The 18,463-nt window shown below is 73.3% G+C and carries 15 protein-coding genes; 8 read left to right on the plus strand and 7 right to left on the minus strand.

Going from position 1 to position 18,463, the window contains the following annotated elements:
* Window positions 1-4: 4 nt before the first annotated feature.
* From O3597_RS09700 to O3597_RS09720, 5 genes are read left to right on the plus strand one after another with little or no spacing between them, the layout of a single operon-like run.
* A complete protein-coding gene (locus O3597_RS09700) occupies window positions 5-1,573 on the plus strand; it encodes an amidohydrolase family protein (RefSeq protein ID WP_281603905.1) in 1,569 nt (522 codons plus the stop codon).
* Window positions 1,570-3,147, plus strand: coding sequence for a lysine 5,6-aminomutase subunit alpha (locus O3597_RS09705; RefSeq protein ID WP_281603906.1), 1,578 nt, complete (start codon window positions 1,570-1,572; stop codon window positions 3,145-3,147). Before O3597_RS09700 ends, O3597_RS09705 begins: the two co-directional genes overlap by 4 nt.
* Window positions 3,144-3,899 carry an OAM dimerization domain-containing protein gene (locus O3597_RS09710; protein ID WP_164449843.1) on the plus strand — a complete coding sequence of 252 codons (756 nt, stop codon included), beginning with the start codon at window positions 3,144-3,146 and terminating at the stop codon, window positions 3,897-3,899. The genes O3597_RS09705 and O3597_RS09710 overlap by 4 nt, the downstream gene beginning before the upstream one ends.
* Window positions 3,896-4,288, plus strand: coding sequence for a hotdog domain-containing protein (locus O3597_RS09715; RefSeq protein WP_281603907.1), 393 nt, complete (start codon window positions 3,896-3,898; stop codon window positions 4,286-4,288). Before O3597_RS09710 ends, O3597_RS09715 begins: the two co-directional genes overlap by 4 nt.
* On the plus strand, window positions 4,285-5,616 hold the full coding sequence (locus O3597_RS09720; RefSeq protein WP_281603908.1) for a glutamate mutase L: 1,332 nt from the start codon (window positions 4,285-4,287) through the stop codon (window positions 5,614-5,616). Before O3597_RS09715 ends, O3597_RS09720 begins: the two co-directional genes overlap by 4 nt.
* Before the next feature lie 445 nt (window positions 5,617-6,061).
* Here the strand turns inward: O3597_RS09720 and O3597_RS09725 are convergent, their stop codons facing one another.
* Window positions 6,062-6,634 carry an XRE family transcriptional regulator gene (locus O3597_RS09725; RefSeq protein ID WP_281603909.1) on the minus strand — a complete coding sequence of 191 codons (573 nt, stop codon included), beginning with the start codon at window positions 6,632-6,634 and terminating at the stop codon, window positions 6,062-6,064.
* A 215-nt stretch (window positions 6,635-6,849) separates the two neighbouring features.
* On the opposite strand from O3597_RS09725, the gene lnt reads away from it, so the two are divergent.
* The 3 genes from lnt (at window position 6,850) to O3597_RS09740 (ending at window position 9,945) form a co-directional block, all read left to right on the plus strand.
* Window positions 6,850-8,436, plus strand: coding sequence for an apolipoprotein N-acyltransferase (gene lnt, locus O3597_RS09730; RefSeq protein WP_281604508.1), 1,587 nt, complete (start codon window positions 6,850-6,852; stop codon window positions 8,434-8,436).
* Window positions 8,437-8,476: 40 nt separating this feature from the next.
* Complete coding sequence (locus tag O3597_RS09735; RefSeq protein ID WP_281604509.1) at window positions 8,477-9,256, plus strand: polyprenol monophosphomannose synthase; 780 nt, start codon at window positions 8,477-8,479, stop codon at window positions 9,254-9,256.
* A 149-nt stretch (window positions 9,257-9,405) separates the two neighbouring features.
* On the plus strand, window positions 9,406-9,945 hold the full coding sequence (locus O3597_RS09740) for an FxsA family protein (RefSeq protein WP_281603910.1): 540 nt from the start codon (window positions 9,406-9,408) through the stop codon (window positions 9,943-9,945).
* A 53-nt stretch (window positions 9,946-9,998) separates the two neighbouring features.
* Here the strand turns inward: O3597_RS09740 and O3597_RS09745 are convergent, their stop codons facing one another.
* From O3597_RS09745 to O3597_RS09770, 6 genes are all read right to left on the minus strand, one after another.
* On the minus strand, window positions 9,999-10,340 hold the full coding sequence (locus O3597_RS09745) for an RNA polymerase-binding protein RbpA (protein ID WP_046564157.1): 342 nt from the start codon (window positions 10,338-10,340) through the stop codon (window positions 9,999-10,001).
* Between the two features lie 278 nt (window positions 10,341-10,618).
* A complete protein-coding gene (locus O3597_RS09750) occupies window positions 10,619-11,212 on the minus strand; it encodes a pyridoxamine 5'-phosphate oxidase family protein (protein WP_164449847.1) in 594 nt (197 codons plus the stop codon).
* 124 nt (window positions 11,213-11,336) lie between these two features.
* Window positions 11,337-12,515: a hypothetical protein gene (locus tag O3597_RS09755; protein WP_281603911.1), complete on the minus strand. Its 1,179-nt coding sequence runs from the start codon at window positions 12,513-12,515 to the stop codon at window positions 11,337-11,339.
* A gap of 56 nt (window positions 12,516-12,571) precedes the next feature.
* Window positions 12,572-14,770, minus strand: coding sequence for a glycoside hydrolase N-terminal domain-containing protein (locus O3597_RS09760; protein WP_281603912.1), 2,199 nt, complete (start codon window positions 14,768-14,770; stop codon window positions 12,572-12,574).
* The gene (locus tag O3597_RS09765; RefSeq protein ID WP_281603913.1) at window positions 14,767-15,840 is read right to left on the minus strand and encodes a LacI family DNA-binding transcriptional regulator; all 1,074 of its coding nucleotides are present in this window, start codon (window positions 15,838-15,840) and stop codon (window positions 14,767-14,769) included. Before O3597_RS09765 ends, O3597_RS09760 begins: the two co-directional genes overlap by 4 nt.
* Window positions 15,837-18,281: a glycoside hydrolase family 3 C-terminal domain-containing protein gene (locus O3597_RS09770; protein WP_281603914.1), complete on the minus strand. Its 2,445-nt coding sequence runs from the start codon at window positions 18,279-18,281 to the stop codon at window positions 15,837-15,839. The genes O3597_RS09765 and O3597_RS09770 overlap by 4 nt, the downstream gene beginning before the upstream one ends.
* Window positions 18,282-18,463 lie beyond the last annotated feature (182 nt).

Raw genomic sequence — 18,463 nt, forward strand, 5'->3', positions numbered from 1 at the left:
GGCCATGACGAACTTCCCCTCGACGTTGTACCGCGCCGGTGTGCTGCACTGCCCGGCGGATCCGTCCGCGACGGCGTTGCTGGTCCGTGACGGGCGGATCGTGTGGCTGGGTTCGGATGCCGACGCGCCGCCGGCCGATCGGGTGGTGGAGCTGGACGGTGCGTTGGTGACGCCGGCTTTCGTGGACGCGCACGTGCACGCCAGCGACACCGGGTTGGTGTTGTCCGGGCTGGATCTGTCCGGGGTGCGGTCGGCCGGTGAGCTGTTGGACGCGGTGTCGGCGTACGCGGCGGGTCTGCCGGTGGACGCGGTGGTGTTGGGGCACGGGTGGGACGAGTCGACGTGGTCGGTGGCGCAGCCGCCGTCGGCGGCGCAGTTGGGTCGGGCGGCGGACGGTCGGCGGGTGTACCTGTCGCAGGCGTCGATCCATTCGGCGTTGGTGTCGGAGGCGTTGCTGGCGGCGTGTCCCGAGGCGGCGGCCGCGCCGGGCTACGACGGGTCGGGTTGGCTGCGTCGGGACGCGCACCATGTGGTGCGGGCGGTGGCGCGGGCGTCGGTGACGCGGGCGCAGCGGGTGGCGGCGCAGCGGGTGGCGTTGGGGTACGCGGCGTCGGTGGGGATCGCGGCGGTGCACGAGTGCGGCGGGCCGGAGATCTCCGACGAGGAGGATTTCACCGGCCTGATGGCGATCTCCGGTGCGGGGATGCCGGAGGTGTACGGGTACTGGGGTGAGTTGGGTGGTGCGGCGCGGGCGCGGGAGCTGGGGGCGGTCGGTGCCGGTGGTGATCTGTTTGCCGATGGGGCGTTGGGTTCGCGGACGGCGCACCTGTCGCAGCCGTACGCCGATGGTGACGGGTGTGGTCACGGTTATCTGAGCGCGGACCAGGTGCGTGATCATTTGTTGGACTGTGCGGCGCACGGGATGCAGGGCGGGTTCCATGCGATCGGTGACGCGGCCGTGTCGACGGTGCTTGAGGGTTTCGCGGGGGCGGCGCGGCGGTTGGGCACGGATCGGTTGCGGGCGGCGCGGCATCGGGTGGAGCACGCGGAGATCGTGGATCGGCGGTTGATCGCCGGGTTCGTGGAGTACGGGGTGGTGGCGTCGATGCAGCCGGCGTTCGACCGGTTGTGGGGTGGCGCGGGGCGGATGTACGAGACGCGGTTGGGGTTGGCGCGGTCGTTGGCGTCGAATCCGATGGGTGCGATGCACGGGGTCGGGGTGGCGTTGGCGTTCGGTTCGGATTCGCCGGTGACGCCGTTGGATCCGTGGGGTTCGGTGCGGGCTGCGGTGGCGCATCACAATCCGGTGCAGCGGATGAGTGTGCGGGCGGCGTTCGCGGCGCACACCCGGGGTGGTTGGCGGGCGGTGCATCTGGACAGCGAGGGCGTGCTGGCGTTGGGTGCGCCGGCGACGTTCGCGGTGTGGTCCACGCCGGCCGGGGTGGAGCGGGGGTTGCCGGTGTTGCAGGCGGAGGATCCGGAGGCGCGTGGTGCGGATGATCCGACGCCGTTGCCGGTGTGTCGGCGCACGGTGTTGCGCGGTGAGGTGATCTATGAGGAAGGGTCCGCGTGACGGGGAAGCTTGACCTGGATCCGGTGCTGGTGGCGCGGGCGCGGGAGTTGGCGCGGCGGGCCGGGCGGCCGGTGGTGGAGTTGGCGCGTGGTCACACCACGGTGTCGGTGGAGCGGGCGGTGTTGCGGCTGGCCGGGGTGGCCGGTGCGGATCCGGACGGTATTCCGTGGGTGAACCGGCTGGTGGATGCGGTGGTGGCGGATGTCGGTCTGGGTCACGGGGTGGCGTTGCCGGTGTTCGACGCGCTGGTGCGCGAGCAGATCAGTGACGTGACGCTGCTGGCGCAGAAGGCTGCCGCCGGTTCGGTGCGGTTCACCGTTCCGGCTGGCCGGGCGGCTACCGCCGCTCGGCGGGCGGCTCGGCGGGCGGTTGGTGCGGGGATTCGGCGGGTCGATCGGCGTCGTGTGGAGCGGGACCGTCTGGTGCGGCGGTTCGGGGATCCGCCGCGGCGGCCGTGGATCTATCTGATCGTGGCGACGGGGGACATCTACGAGGACATTCCGCAGGCGCAGGCGGCGGCGCGGGCGGGCGCGGATGTGATTGCGGTGATCCGGTCGACGGGGCAGTCGCTGCTGGACTACGTGCCGGAGGGTGCTACCCGGGAGGGGTTCGCGGGCACGTATGCGACGCAGGAGAACTTCCGGTTGATGCGGGCGGCGTTGGACGTGTCGTCGAAGGAGTTGGGGCGGTATGTGCGGCTGACGAACTACGCGTCGGGGTTGTGCATGCCGGAGATGGCGACCCTCGCGGGCCTGGAGCGGTTGGACATGATGCTCAACGACTCGATGTACGGGATCTTGTTCCGGGACATCAATCCGGTGCGGACGTTCGTGGACCAGCGGTTCTCGCGGCAGGTGCACGCGCGGGCGGGGATCATCATCAACACCGGTGAGGACAATTATCTGACCACCGCGGATGCGGTGGACGAGGCGCACACGGTGACGGTGTCGCAGTTGCTCAACGAGTACTTCGCGCATGAGGCGGGGTTGGCGGACTGGCAGTTGGGGCTGGGGCACGCTTTCGAGATCAACCCGGAGGTGCCGGAGTCGTTGCGCCTGGAGTTGGCGCATGCGTTGCTGGCGCGGGAGTTGTTTCCGGATGCGCCGTTGAAGTGGATGCCGCCGACGAAGCACATGACGGGGGACGTGTTCCGGGGGAATCTGCTGGACGGGTTCTTCAATCTGGTGGGCACGATGACCGGGCAGGGGATCCTGCTGGTGGGGATGATGACGGAGGCGGTGGTGACGCCGTGGTTGTCGGATCGGGACATCGCCCTGCAGAACGTGCGGTACGTGCTCGGCGCGGCGGGTGGGTTGCACGAGGATTTCGTGCCGGCGCCGGGTGGGTTCATTCAGCAGCGGGCGAACCGGGTGCTGGCCGAGGCGGTGGGGTTGTTGGAGCGCATCGGTGAGCAGTCGTTGTTGACGGCGATCGCCGAGGGCACGTTCGGGATCATGAAGCGGCCGGCGGATCGGGGTAAGGGTCTGGACGGTGTGGCGCGGCACGAGGTGGGTTACTACAACCCGGCCACGGAGATCCTGGAGCAGCCGCGACCCGAGGAGGCCCGGCCGTGACGGGCGGCGGTGTGGTGCGGCCGTACGGGGACACCACCGGTGACGGCATGGTGCAGGTGTCGTTCACGTTGCCGGTGCCGCATGACAAGCGGGCCGAGGGTGCGGCGGTGCAGTTGGCGAACAAGATGGGCATCGATCCGGCGTTGCTGGTGCACGCGAAGCCGATCGGTGACGGGTTCACGTTCTTCGTGGTGTACGGGCGGGTGAACCATCTGGTGGACCTGTCGGCGGTGCGGGTGGTGGAGCGGGACTTTCCGTTGCTGAGCGCCAAGGAGGTCAACGCGGTTGTCAAGCGGCGGTTGCGGCGGAAGTTGTCGGTGGTGGGTGCGTGTATCGGTACGGACGCGCACACGGTGGGCATCGACGCGATCCTGAATGTGAAGGGGATCGCGGGGGAGAAGGGTCTGGAGTACTACCGGGAGTTGGCGGTGACGAACCTGGGTGCGCAGGTGAGTGTGCCGGAGTTGGTGGAGGCGGCGCGGGTGGCGCGGGCGGATGCGGTGCTGGTGTCGCAGGTGGTGACGCAGCGGGATGCGCATCTGCACAACACGCGGGAGATGTCGGCGGCGTTCCGGGAGGCGTTGCCGGCGGCCCGGCGACCGTTGTTGATCGTGGGTGGGCCGCGGTTCGACGAGTCGCAGGCCGCCGAGTTGGGGGTGGATCGGATCTTCGGTCGGGGTACGACGCCGGGTGAGGTGGCGTCCTATCTGGTCCATGCGTTGATCACGGGTAGGAGGGCGAGGGTGGCATGACTGACCGTCGGTTGGGTGTGACGGTGACGCATCGGCGGTATGTGCCGTACGCGCACGCGCACTATGCGGGTGATCTCGTCGACGGGGCGTACGCGTTGGGGCTGTTCGGGGATGTGGCCACCGAGGTGTGTATCCGTACCGACGGTGACGAGGGGTTGTTCGCGTCGTACTCGGATGTGCAGTTCAAGGCGCCGGTGCGGGCCGGTGACGTGGTGGAGGTGGTGGCGACGGTGACCCGGGTGGGTACCCGCAGCCGCACCATCGATTTCGAGGCCCGGGTGGTGTGCCGGGGTCGGCCGGATCGGGGCGGGTCGGCGGCGGAGGTGTTGGCGCAGCCGTTGGTGGCGGTGACGGCGACCGGCACGGTGGTCGTGCCCGCTGCGGTGTGAACGTCGCGGTCTGCGCCGACGTCGGTTCGACGTACACGAAGGTGGCGGTGGTCGATCTCGACGGTGGTGGGCTGGTGTCGGCGGCGGCGGCGCCGACCACTGTGGGGTCGGATGTGCTGCACGGCCTGGATGCGGCGGTGGGTGCGGCGACGGCCGGGTTCACCTCGGGTGAGGTGCCGTGGTTGGTGTGTTCGTCGGCGGGTGGTGGGTTGCGGCTGGCGGTGATCGGTTACGAGCCGCTGGTGACCGCGCAGGCGGGTCGGCGGGTCGGCCTGTCGGCGGGGGCGGACGTGGTGCACGTGGCGGCGGGGCGGCTGGGTCGGGCGGAGCTGGCGGCGTTGCGGGCGGCCCGCCCGGACGTGGTGCTGCTGGTCGGTGGCACCGACGGCGGGGACGCGGAGACGCTCACGCACAATGCGACGCGGCTGGCGCGGGCCAGGTGGCGGGTGCCGGTGGTGCTCGCCGGCAACGGTGACGTGCGCGATGATCTGCACGGGCTGTTGGCCGGGGCGGGGGTGCCGGTGACGGTGGCCGACAATGTGCTGCCGCGCATCGGGGTGTTGGCGCCGGTGTCGGCGCGGTCGGCGATCCGGCAGGTGTTCCTGCGGCATGTGATCGGTGGTAAGGGGTTGTCGCGGGGTGGCCGGTTCACCCGGCTGGTGCGGGCGGCGACGCCGGACGCGGTGCTGTCGGGGGTGGAGGTGCTCGCCGACGTGGCCGGCGGTGACCTGGTGGTCGTCGACGTGGGTGGTGCGACCACGGACGTGTACTCGGTGCTCACTCCGGACGAGCGGGCCGGTGGGCCGGGCCGGGAGGTGGCCGGTGAGCTGTGGCGGGCACGGACGGTCGAGGGGGATCTGGGGGTGCGGTGGAGCGCGCCGGGGGTGGTGCGGGCGGCCGTCGAGGAACGTCTGGTCGCGGTGACCGAGGCCGACGGGTTGGCCGGCGAGGCCGCGGCGCGGGCCGCCGATCCCGGGTTCCTGCCGGCGGACGCCGCCGGTCGGGTGGTCGACGCGCGGATCGCGGCGTTGGCGGCGACGGTGGCGTTGCGTCGCCACGCCCGCGGGGTGGGTACCGGTGAGCGGGCCGGTCGGGATCTGCGGGACGTGCGGCTGCTTGTCGGGTCGGGTGGGGTGCTGCGGCACGCCTCGGACAACGACGCGGCCGGGGTGTTGGACGCGGTGTTGACCGACCATGCCGGTGGGTGGGCGTTGCCGAGGGCGGCCCGGCCGGTGGTGGACACCGACTATGTGCTGGCCGCGGCCGGGATGCTGGCCGAGGGGCATCAAATGGCGGCGCGGGGGCTGCTGGGGTCACTGCTCGGTTGACCGGGGTGGATGGTTGCTGTGGCCGGGGGCGTCGGCGAGGTGGTGGCCGCCTCGACACGCCGGGTCGGGGCGACGACTCGTCGGGGGTGGGTTGACAAGGTCGGGGGTGGGCCACGTACCGTCTTTGAGTCCTACCACGGGAAGCGGCTGTTGTTCGCTTCGTCCCTTCGTCCGCTGGCCGAGCGACACGGTGCATGTTCAGTCGCGGCGGCCAGGTCCAGCGGGCGGGGGTCGGCGGGGCGGCGCGAACCGGCTGCGGTTACCGGTGTACGGGCAGGATGGGGTGCACGGCCAGTAGACAACGGCCAGGCGGGGACAGCCAGTCACCGTCGGGTCGGTCCGAAGGTCGGCGTGCCGCATTCCGCCGCACCGGCCGGGAGGGGCCTGGGAGCATCGGGGCGCGGCGTATGCCGCGCCCCGACTTCGTCGTGGCCGCCGGTGTGGTTCAGGGGCGGGCGCGTACGTGCAGGTGTTCGCCCTGCGGGCCGAACAGGTTGAGCACCTCGGTGGGTTCGGGGCCGGGGTTGGTGACGCAGTGCGGCACCCGGGTGTCGAACTCGGCGACCTCGCCGGGGGTGAGGAGCAGGTCGTGGTCGCCGAGGCGCAGTCGTAGCTGGCCGCAGAGCACGTACAGCCACTCGTAGCCCTCGTGGGACTGTGGTTGCGCGTCGGCGGGGGTGTGTGGCGGCAGGATCTGTTTGAACGCCTGCGGGCCGCCGTGGCGGCGGGTCAACGGCAGGAACGTCATGCCGTGCCGGACGATGGGGCGGGGGCGGACCCGGGGGTCGCCGACGGCGGGGGCGCCGACCAGTTCGTCCAGGGGCACCTGGTGGGCGCGGGCCAGTGGCAGCAGCAGTTCCAGGGTGGGGCGGCGCTGCCCGGATTCGAGCCGGGACAGGGTGCTCACCGAGATGCCGGTGGTGTCGGCGAGTTCGTTCAGGGTGGTGCCGCGTTGTTTGCGGAGGGCTCGCAGTCGGGGTCCGACCGCTGCCAGCACCGCCGCCACCTCGTTTGCCATAACAGCAACATTACTTGTCGATTGTCGCGGCTGGTCGCAGGGTGTGCGGCAGGTGGGCCGGCCGCCGCTGACGGTCGCCCGCCACCGACCGGCCACCCGGGCAGGCGGGCGGGTGGTTACGGCGGGCGGGTAGCCTTCGGCGCGTGATCGCGTCCGACCCGCCCGTGACGACCGTGGACCGCGCCGCCGGGCCCGAACCGCCGCCGCCCGGTCAGGTGCCGGCGGGCCCGGTGCGCCTGCCGGTGGCCGTCGCCATGGCGGTGGTCGCCGGCCTGGCGTTGCTGCTGGCCTTCCCGCCGTACGGGTGGTGGCCGCTGGCGCCGGTCGGGGTGGCGCTGCTGGCCGCCGCGACCCACCGGCGGCGGCTGCGCGCCGGCGCCGGTCTGGGTTTCCTGACCGGTCTGACCCTGTTCGCGCCGTTGCTGGCCTGGACGAACCTGCACACCGGCTACCTGCCGTGGGTGCTGCTGTCGCTGTTGCAGGCCGGCTACCTGGCGGTGCTGGGGCTGGCCACGGCGTGGGTGTCGCCGCTGGTCGACCGGTTCCCGGCGGTGTGGCCGGCGGTGACCGGTGTGCTGTGGGTGGGGCAGGAGGCGCTGCGCGACCGGACACCGTTCGGCGGGTTCCCGTGGGGCCGGTTGGCGTTCGGTCAGGACGAGTCGCCGCTGCTGCGGCTGGCCGCGCTCGGCGGTGCGCCGCTTGTGACGTTCGCGGTGGCGCTGGCCGGTGGGCTGCTGGTCACCGGGGCGTGGTGGACGGTCCGGGCGCGGCGCGGCGCCGGCGGTGCCCGGCGGTGGGTGCCGGCGGCCGGGTGCGCCACGACGGTGCTGCTGCTGCTCGCCGGTGGGCTGCTGGTGCCGGTGGCCACCACCCGGGACGCGGCGGGCGTGACGGTGGCGATCGTGCAGGGCAACGTGCCGCGACTCGGATTGGACTTCAACGCCCAGCGGCAGGCGGTGCTCGACAACCACGTCGAGGCCACCATCGCCCTGGCCGGTGAGGTCGCCGCCGGCACCCGGCCCCGACCGGACCTGGTGGTGTGGCCGGAGAACTCCAGCGACATCGACCCGCTGCGCAACCCGTCGGCCGGAGCGCGGATCTCCGCCGCCGCGGACGCCGTCGGGGTGCCGATCCTGGTCGGTGCGGTGCTGCTCGGGCCGCAGCGGGGGCAGGTACGCAACGCGGGGCTGCTGTGGCGTCCGGGCAGCGGCCCCGACCTGGAGCAGCTGTACGTCAAGCGTCATCCGGTGCCGTTCGCCGAGTACGTGCCGCTGCGCCGGATCGCCCGGATGGTCAGCGACCAGGTCGACCGGGTGCGGGCCGACTTCGTGGCCGGTACCGAGGCGGGAGTGATCGACAGCGGGCCGGCGGTGCTCGGGGACGTGATCTGCTTCGAGGTCGCCTACGACGGGCTGGTCCGTGACACCGTCGTCGGTGGGGCGCAGCTGCTGGTGGTGCAGACGAACAACGCCACCTTCGACGAGGCCGAGGCGCGTCAGCAGTTGGCCATGGTGCGGTTGCGTGCGGTCGAGCACGGGCGTGCGGCGTTGATGGCCTCCACGGTCGGGGTGTCCGGGTTCGTCACCCCGGACGGGCGGGTAAGCGACGCCACCGGGTTCAACACCCGCGCGGTCGTGGTGCGGCAGCTGCGGCTGACCGAGGGACGCACGCTGGCCACCCGGGTCGGGGTGCTGCCGGAGGTGGTGCTGGCGGGGCTGGCCGTGGCCGCGGTGGTCGGCGCGGCGGTGCTGCGGCGTCGGCGGGACGGCCGGCCCGTACCGGGGGCCGCCCACCCGGGGTGAGGGGGCAGCGGTGGTACGCGGAACCGACATCCGTCCGGTGATGACCGGGGTGCCCGGTGTGGGTCGGGTGCTGGTGGTGATTCCCACCTACAACGAAGCCGACAACGTCACGGCGATCGTGCGGCGGGTTCGGCGGGCCGCGCCGCAGGTGGAGATCCTCGTCGCCGACGACAACAGCCCGGACGGCACGGGTGTGATCGCCGAGGGCATCGCCCGGGCCGACCAGCGGGTGCACGTGCTGCACCGGGAGGGGAAGCAGGGGCTCGGTGCGGCGTACCTGGCGGGGTTCGCGTGGGCGCGGCGGCGTGGCTTCGACGCGGTGGTCGAGATGGACGCCGACGGCTCGCACGCCCCGGAGGACCTGCCGGCGTTGCTGGCCGCGGCCCGCGACGCCGACGTGGTGATCGGATCGCGGTGGACCCGGGGTGCCCGGGTGGTGAACTGGCCGCTGCGGCGGTTGCTGCTGTCGCGGTGCGGCAACCTGTACGCGCGGCTGGCGTTGGGGATGCCGGTCGCCGACGCCACCGGCGGTTACCGGGTCTACCGGGCCGGGGTGCTGGACGCCCTGGACCTGGATTCGGTGTGTTCGCAGGGGTACTCGTTTCAGGTGGAGCTGTCGCGGCTGGCGCACCGGGCGGGAGCGCGGATCGTGGAGGTGCCGATCACCTTTGCCGAGCGGGAGCGTGGTGCCAGCAAGATGAGCCCGCTGATCGTCGTGGAGGCGTTGTGGCGCATCACCGGCTGGGCGGTGCGCGACCGGCGTACGGCGGTGCGGCGTGGCATGCGCGCGGCCACGGCCGGACAGGCGCGGTGGCCCTGAGAGCGGCCCGGCCGGGTCGGCGGCGACGCTACCGGTGCGGCTCCGCGAACCTGCTCTGCGCGGCGGCGTGTCATGCTGGACGGACGGGACGGCTGCGCCCGCCGGGGCGGGGCCGAGATGACGAGGCGCCGTGAGGCGGTTGGGGTGAGATGCGCCGAGCACTGAGGTTCGTACCGTTGGCTCTGCTGGTGTCCGCGGCCGTGGAGATCGCCGTGTTCGTGGTGGTGGGTCGGGCGCTCGGGTTCGGTGCGGCGACGCTGCTGGTGTTCGCGGCCTCGCTGCTGGGTCTGGTGTTGCTGCGCCGGGAGGGTGTGCGGGCGTGGCGGGGTTTCCGGGAGGCCGCGCAGTCGGGTCGGCCGCCCGGTCGGCAGGTGACCGACGGGCTGGTGGGGCTGCTCGGTGCTCTGCTGCTGGCGACCCCGGGTCTGGTCAGCGGCCTGGTGGGGGTGCTGCTGCTGGTGCCGCCGGTGCGCCGGTTGGCCCGGGGTGGGGTGCAGCGGGTCGCGGAGCGCCGGGTGTCGTCGATGACCGCCGGTGACCTGTTCGGGCCCCGGCGGGTGCGGGTGTACCGGGGCGGGCCGCAGCCGGGGTCGACGCCGCCGGGTCCGACGCCGCAGACGCCGACCTCCCCGGCGCGTCCGGTGGTCGAGGGTGAGGCCATCGAGGGCGAGATCGTGGAGCCGCGCTGACGTACGCGAAACGGCGCCCCGGGGATCCCCGGGGCGCCGTCGACGGTATCGGGTCAGGCGCGGCCGCGACGGGTGCGGACCTCCTGCAGCCGTTCGGCCAGGATGTCCTCAAGCTCGGCGATCGAACGTCGCTCCAGCAGCATGTCCCAGTGGGTACGCGGCGGCTTGGCCTTCTTCTGCTCCGGCTCGCTGCCGTCGACCAGCCGGGCCACGCTGCCGTCGAACTTGCACTCCCAGGTGGTGGGCACCTCGGCGTCGACGGCGAACGGCACCTCGAACTGGTGACCCTTGGCGCACAGGTACTCGCGGGTCTGCCGCGGCGCGAGCTCCGTGTTGCGGTCGGATTCGTAGCTGACCGCGCCCAGCCGGCTTCCGCGCAGCATACGCTCGCCCATGATCGACTTCCCCTCTTCGGTGGTGCAGGTCCTAACGGTGTAACGGTCCGTCTCCGCCGGGCCATTCCCGATCCCCGGGCTCGACAACCCGTACACCCGGGTGCGCAATCCAGGGTAGCCGGCCATCACGTACGCCCGGCGGGGTCGTCCCGGCCGGGTCGTCTCGGCGGACCGTCACCGCCAGCGGGAATGGTAACCGGCCGAGGTCCTGGTGCGGCAGAGCGGCGGGTCGACGCGCCGGGCAGGCACCCGTCGGTGTCGCGGCCCACCCCGTGCGGTCAGCCGGTCCGCGGCGTCGGCGGTAGCGGCAACGGCAGCCCCGGCAGGCCGTCGATGCTGGTGGCGATGTCGTCCTTGCCGGCGAAGTAGGCGTCCAGTGACGTGTCGTCCTCCCGGGCGAAACGGCGGGCGTGCAGGTCCCGGTCGCTGTCGTAGGTCATGAACGGCACCGCGTAGCCGCAGGTGTCGCGGATCAGCCGGGCGTGCACCACGATGATCGCCCGGAGGCCGTGCCGGGTGGGGTCGATGTCCGGGAAGTGCGTCAGCAGGTCGGGGAAGCGGGGGTCGTCGCGGAACACGGGTTCACCCTGGCCGTGTACCCGCACGATGTTCGGCGGGCCGGCGAAGGCGCACCACATCAGGGTGATCCTGCCGTTCTCCCGCAGGTGGGCGATGGTCTCGGCGTTGCTGCCGGCGAAGTCCAGATAGGCCACCGTCTGCTCGTCGAGCACGGCGAGACAGCCCCGCAGGCCCTTCGGGGAGAGGTTGACGGTGCCGTCGCCGGCCAGCGGCGCGGTCGCGGTGAAGAACATCGGCTGCGCCTCGATGAACTCCCGCAGCCGCCCTTCGATGCGCTCATGCGTCTTACCCATGCGGCCATCCTCCCGCACCCAGGCCCGCCGATCATGCAGTTATGGTGGTCGATTTGTCCGAACTGATGCGCTTTCTGGGGTACCACAACTGCATGATCGGCGCGGGACGGGGGAGGGCCGGAGGTCAGCGGGTGGGACGGGTGAGGGCGGTGGCCAGGTCGGCGACCTGGGCGGCGAGTTGGGCCACCCGCTCGCGGGCGTCGTCGCGGTCGGCCTCGGTGGCGCGAAGGCGCACCGTGAGCTCACTCACCTGGCCCTCGGCGGTGCCGAGGGTCGCCCGCAGGCCGGTCAGCTCCGCACCCAACTGCTCGACGCGGGCGGCCAGCGCGGCCTGCCGCTCGCCGGCCTGCCGGGCCTGCGCCTGGGCGTGCTCCCGGTCGGCGTCGGCCTGCGCCCGGGCCTGCTCCGCCCGCTCGGCCTCCGTTCGGGCCGAGGCCGCCTCCGCCCGCGCCCGCTCCGCCTCCGCCCGAGCCCGCGCAGCCTCGACCCGAACCTGCTCGGTCTCCGTCCGGGCCTGCTCGGCCTGCGCGTGGGCCCGCTCGGCCGCGGCCCGCGTCTGGTCCATCTCGGCCCGCAACCGGTCGACCTCGGCGAGGGCCGCCGCGGCGCGGTCGGCGGCCCGCTGCGCGTCGGTACGGGCGGCGTCGCGTTCAGCGGTCAGGTCACCGCTGCGCCGGCGTTCGGCGGCCAGGTCGGCCCGTACCGAGCTCACCTGGGCGCGGGCGGCGTCCCGGTCCGCCTCGGCCTGGGCCCGCAACGCCTGCGCGGCCGCGGCCTCCCGCCGCGCCTCGTCCCGGGCGGTCTGCGCATCCTGCGCCCGGTCCACCGCCGATTCGGCCCGCTCGGTCGCGCGGGCGGCCTCCGCCCGGGCGGCGTCACGTTCGGCGGTCGCCGCCTGAGCCTGCCGACGCTGCCGCTCGGCGTGGGCGGCGGCGTCCTCGGCGGCCCGTAGCGCCTCGTCGCGTTCGGTCTGCGCCGCCGCGATCTCGCCGGCGGTCTCCGCACGCAGCTGGGACAGTTGCCGCTGCACCCCGGCCGGCGACAACTCGGCGTGCAGCGCCTCGGTGAGAGTGGCCACGATCTGGTCGAGCCGGTCCACCGCCTCCCAGGTCCGGGCCACCTGCCCGGGCAGGCCCGGGGCGTTGCGGTGCCGCATCCGGCTGTTACGGGAGGCCCGCTGGCAGGCACCGTCGTTGTCCCGGCAGTACCGGAACGGGCGGCCCGCGCCGGCCCGCTGCGGCACATCGCGCCCACAGTGGGCGCAGGGGCGGGTGTCGGCGGCTGAAGTCGACTCAACGTCCATCGAGCGGGCAGTCTAGTGCCCGCCCAGCGCCGCCGACCGGGTCGCGGCGACGCCGGCTACCCGGTGAACGACACCTCGACCGGTTCGCCGGCGGCCACCTGTCGGACCGTCTCGCCGTACGGGCTGCGGACCCGCAGTCGTCGGGGGACCGCCGAGACCAGCCGGGCCCGCACCGCGCCCGGCCGCCAGGCCAACTCCTCGACGGTGACCCGTCCGGGACAGCGCACCCCGCGTAGGGTGCCGTGCGGCAGCCCCGGCAACGGTGCCGGCAGCAGCCGCAGCCGACCGGGCCGACCCTGCACCAGTGACTCGATCAGCACCGCCGGCAGGGCGTGCGCGGCATCGGCGTTGTAGGTGACGCGACCCGGGTTGTGTGCGCTCATCAGCGACCGGAAGAACATGTCGTTGCCGACGATCTTGAGCAGGTTCGTCTCGACCAGCGGTCCGTCGTGCAGCCGGGCGGCGGCCAGCGCCCGGTGCAGGCTGCCGTGCGCGGACAGGTTCTCGTCGCCCCGGCGGCGCAGCGCCCGGTACGCGGCGGTGGCCAGCTCCGGGGTGTCCTCGGGATTGATCTCGTCCAGCGGCCACACCGGATACAGGTGGCTGACGTGGCGGTGGTCCTCGTCGGTCCGGTAACCGGGCCAGGCCCACTCGGTCAACGCCCCGTCGGCGTCGAGGCGGTACGGCGGCAGCCGCGCCGCCAACCGCGTCCACCGCCGGTCGCCGGTCAGCGCGGCGGCCACGGTGAACGCGTGCCGCGCCGCGGCGATGTCCATCGTGGCGTTGACCGCCACGTGCACCGCCGTACCCGAGGCGTCGAGTGGCCCGGTCTCCGCCGAGTACGACGGCACGAACCCGCACGTCCCGCCTTTCCCGGTGGTGGTCAACACGTCGGCGAGGAACTCGGCCACCTCCACCAGCCAACCCGCCACCTCACCCAACGGCTCCCCGGTCACCAGGTGCCGTTCGTAGAGCGGGAACAGCAGCCAGTGCGCGCCCGGCAACCACGCCGCGAACGGCCAGTCCGGATGCATGTGGAACAGGTGGCCGTGCTCGCCGTCGGTGCGGCTCGGGGCCAACAGCCCGCGCGCCCCGTAGATCGCCTCGGCGTTGCGCCGCCAGTGCTCGACCTGGGCGCGTACCAGCCGGGTGTGCGCCTGTGTGACCTCCGGCAGGGCAGCCAGGTTGGCCGAGGCCAGTTGCAGGTTCAGGTTCGCGTCGGTGGTGAAGTCACCGGCCCAGGCGGCGTCCCACGAACCGAGCCACAACCCGGTCAGCCGGGGCGGCAGCACGCCGCTGGCGCTGAGCAGCAGGTAACGGCCGGCGTGGAACAGCCGCTCCAGCAGCGCCGCGTCAAGCGTGTGCGGGTCGGCGGCCTGCCGGGCCAGCAGCTCACCGACGGGCAGCTCCCGCTGCGCCGCCGGCACCGCCAGGTCCAGCTCGACCCGCCGGTACGCCGGGGTGTGTCGGGCCGTGTGGCGGGCCAGCAGATCGCCGTAGCGGGCGTCGCGGTGGCCGGTCAGCCGGCGCTGCAACGCACCGGTACGCCACCGGTCGCGTGGGCGGTCGAGCACCGTCACCAGCAGGGCGGGCCCGTCGACGCGCACCCCGTCGCCGTCGATCTCGACCGCGCCACGCAGCAGCGTCAACCCCTCGAAGCCGTACCCGGCGCCGGCCGTCGGATAGCGGGCCCGCGCCCGGAGGAAGACCAACCCGTCGCGGCGGTACGCCGACACCGTGTAGCGCAGCCCGGCGGGGCAGCCGGGCAGGTCGCCGGTCACGCCGACCCGGCAGGGCCCCATGTCGAGCCGGGTGACGATCAACCGGTCGGTACGCGAGACGAACGAGTGGCGGCTCCCGCCGGCCCACCGCACCACGACCTCGCCGGTGTCGAAGTCGGTGTACCGGCGGTAATCGCGCACCGGCCCGCCGTCGGCGTCGACGGTCAACGCGAAGCCGGGATGGAACGACTGCGTCCAGCGCAGCACGCCGTCACCGGCCAGTAGCCGGCTCGCCTCCGCGCGGCGGTCGGCCAGGATCAACCGCCGGATCCGGGGCAGCAGCGCGGCCAGCCGCGGCGCCCGGGCGTCGTGGGTGCCGTTGGGCAGCACGAACCGGTGATGGTTGACCACGATGCGTTCCGCCCACGGCCGACCGTGCACCATGATCCCGTACTCGCCGTTGCCGGCGAGCAGGGCGTCCTGCCAGTCGTCCGCCGGTGCGGTGTCCCAGATCCGGTGGACCGGACCGGTCACCGGGCCGCCGCCCGATTGTCGTACGGCGCCGTCGTGCCGGTCGCCGCGGCCGTGCTGTCCCGCACGGTCAGCCGGGGTTCCAGCAGCGTCACCTGCGGGGTCGGCTCGTCCCGCAGACGACGCATGAGCAGCGACACGGCCTGTCGACCGATCTCCTCGGCGGGTACCGGCACCGAGGTCAGGCGCGGGCTGGCGTGCTCGGCGAACTGGTCCGGGCAGACGGCCACCACCGACACGTCATCGGGCACCCGCCGGCCCAGCGCGGCCAGCGCCGCCTGCACCGGGCCCACCGCCGCCTCGTTCTGCACCACCAGAGCGGACAGTTCCGGCTGCCGGGCGAACAGCTCGACCACCCGGGCGTGCACCTCGGCGGCGTTCTCCTCGCAGGGCAACGTGACTGCCTCGACGCCGTGCCGGGCCGCCGCCTCGACCACGCCCGCGCGGGTGCGGTGGGCGAAGCCGGTGCCCCGTTCGTAGACGGCGGCCGGCGCGCCGAGCAGCGCGACGCGGCGGTGTCCGAGCCCCGCCAGATGCTCCACGCAGACCTGCCCGGCGCGGTGGAAGTCCAGGTCCACACAGGTCAGTCCGTCGGTGTCGGCGGGCAGGCCGATCAGCACGCTGGGCCGACCCAACGCACGCAGCAGCGGCACCCGGGCGTCGTGCAGTTCCACGTCCATCACCAGCACCCCGTCGACCAGGGCGCCGGCGGCGATGCGGTGCAACCCCTGTGGGCCCTCGTCGGAGGTCAGCAGCAGCACGTCGTGGTCGTGACCGCGGGCGGAGGTCACCACCGCCGTGGCGAACTGCATCACCACCGGCACCTGGATGCCCGAGCGCAGCGGCAGCACCAACGCGATGACGTTGGCGCGTCGGCTGGCCAGGGCCCGGGCGCCCGCGTTCGGGTGGTAGCCGAGCAGCCGGACGCTGGCCAGCACCCGGTTGCGGGTCAGCTCCGAGATGGCCCGCTTGCCGCTGAGCACGTACGACACGGTGCTCACCGCGACACCGGCGTGCCGGGCCACGTCGGCGATGGTGGGTTGACCGGACGGCACCCGGCCCCGCCCGCTCACCGGACCCCGCTGGCGGCGTGTGGCCGGGCCGGCCGGGCCTTCGGCTCACCGCGTACGGCCACCGCGCCGACCAGCCGCACGTCGGTGGCCGAGCGACCGACCAGCACGGTGTGGGTGGCGTCCTCCACCACGAAGCCCTCCCGGTCGGCGTCCCACCAGCTCAGCTCGGCGCTGCGCAGCCGCAGCGTGACGGTACGCCGTTCGCCCGGCGCGAGCACGATCCGGGCGAAGTCGCGCAGTTGCCGCAGGGGCTGCTTCACCCGGGAACGCCGTTGCCGGGTGTAGAGCTGTACCACCTCCACCCCGGGACGGTCGCTGACGTTGGTGACCTCCACGCTCACCTCGACATCGTCGCCGACGTCGACCGACGTGGCGCTCAGCCGCAGATCGCGGTAGTCGAACTCGGCGTAGGACAAGCCGTGCCCGAACGGGTACAGCGGTTCGCCCCGGTAGTACAGGTAGGTGGAGTCCGCGCCGATCACGTCGTAGTCGAGCAGGTCGGGCAGCTCGGCGGTGTCGGCGTACCAGGTCTGGGTGAGCCGACCGCCCGGGTCGGCGTCGCCGAGGAGCACGTCAGCGAGGGCGTTGCCGTGCTCCTGCCCGCCGTGCGCCGACCAGAGCACCGCCGGCAGGTGGCGTTGTGCCCAGCCCAGCGCGTACGGGTAGCTGCTGGTGACCGCCAGCACGGTGCGTGGGTTGGCGGCGTGCACGGCGCGCAGCATCGCCTCCTGCCGGGCCGGTAGGGCCAGGTCGAGGCGGTCCTCGGTCTCGCGTCCGTTGACCATCGGATGGTTGCCCACCGTCACCACCGCGACGTCGGCGGCGGCGGCCAGCTCGGCGGCCCGCGCGGCACCGTCGGTGACCACGTCGATGCCGAAGCCGGTGCCGGCCCGGTCGTCGCCGTCGACCCGCAGCCGGCCGTGCTCGTCGACGGTGACGTAGCGGTCGGTGGCCAGGTGGCGCAGCAGCACGCTGCCGTCGGGCAGCGGATCGAACTGGAAGGTCTCCCGGACCACCCAGCCGCCGGGCCCGGACCGGTCGTTGACCAGCGCGCCGTCGTCGTCGACGCCGACGTGGCGGCCGTTGCCGACGGCCCGCAACGCGACCGTGTCCCGACCCCAGTCGAACACGTCGAACGAGGCCGGGTCGACACCGATGGTCAGCGGACCACCCTCGGCCTCGTCGGTGCATCCGACGTAGCGGTCACCCACCCGCAGGGTGATCCGGTCGGTTCCGGGGTCGCTGGTGAGTTCCGGCAGCCGCTGCGCCAACCCCTGGACGGTGCTTGTCGCGTAGGGCAGGGTGCCGCTGTACCAGTCGGTGTGCACGGCGTCGGCGAGCGGACCGAGCACCGCGATCCGCAGGCCCGGCGACAGTGGCAGCAGGCCACGGTTGCGCAGCAGCACGATGGACTGCCGGGCGGCCGTCCGGGCCAGGTCGCGGTGCGCCGGGCAGTCGACGACCTCCGGTCCGGTCCCGGCGTACGGGTCGGTGTGCGGTGGATCGAGGTCGCCCAGTCGCAGCCGGAGGGTGAGCACCCGACGGACCGCCCGGTCCAGGTCGGACTCGGTGATCAACCCACGGTTCAGGGCTTCGGTGAGGTGCCGGCGGGTGGGCTCTATGTCGGCGTCGTCCTCGGTGAAGCTGTCGATTCCGGCGCGCAGCGCCGCGGCGAACCCCTCGACGTGGTCGGGCAGGTGGCCCTGCACCCCGGCGATGTTGCTCACCGCCCCCGCGTCGCCGACGACCAGGACCTCGCCGGGTGCCCACCGGCGCAGCTCACCGTCGATGAGCGGGCTCAGGTGCGCCGGCACCCCGTCGACCAGGTTGTAGCTGGCCATCGCGGCGACCGCCGCGTCGGCGGCGAGCGGGGCACGGAACGCCGGCAGCTCGTACTCGTGCAGCACCCGGGGTGGCAGGTCGTTGGAGGTGGTGGCCCGGTCGGTCTCGTTGTTGTAGCCGAGGAAGTGCTTTACCGTCGGGGCGGTGCGCAGCCGCTCGGGATGCCCGCCGCGCAGCCCCTGCGCGTAGGCGGTGGCGAGTCGACCGGTCAGCCACGGGTCTTCCGACCAGCCTTCCTCGTTGCGTCCCCAGCGCGGGTCGCGCAGCGGGTTGACCACCGGCGCCCACACGTTGAGGCCGACGCGCTGCGGGTCGGCGTGGTGCTTGGCGCGTACCTCGTCGCCGACGGCGTCACCGACGGCGCGTACCAGGTCGGGGTTCCAGGTGCTGGCCAGGCCGACGGCCTGGGGGAAGACGGTCGCCGGGCCGAGCCAGGCGACGCCGTGCAACGCCTCGGTGCCGGTCCGGAAGCCGGGCAGGCCGAGCCGGGGGACGGGGGCCTGCCACTGGTGCAGCAGCCCGATCTTCTCCGGCACGGTGAGCCGGGTCAGCAGGTCCTCGACCCGGTCCCGGATCGGGGGTGTGGTGCGGTCGGTCATGGTGGATCGCCTTCCAGTGCCCGGCGCGCCGGAGGTCGAAGCGCTTCGACGGCGGATGGCCGAGCGGCCTCGCAGGTCATGGTGGGATGACGGTCGTCGGCCCGGACGCTGGCGAAGCGCTTCGACAAACCGTGGAAAGCAAGCCGCCCCGGGTGCCCGTACGGAGCGGCTCGCTTCGAGGT

The sequence above is a fragment of the Verrucosispora sp. WMMA2044 genome, from assembly GCF_027497155.1.
GTDB lineage: Bacteria > Actinomycetota > Actinomycetes > Mycobacteriales > Micromonosporaceae > Micromonospora > Micromonospora palythoicola.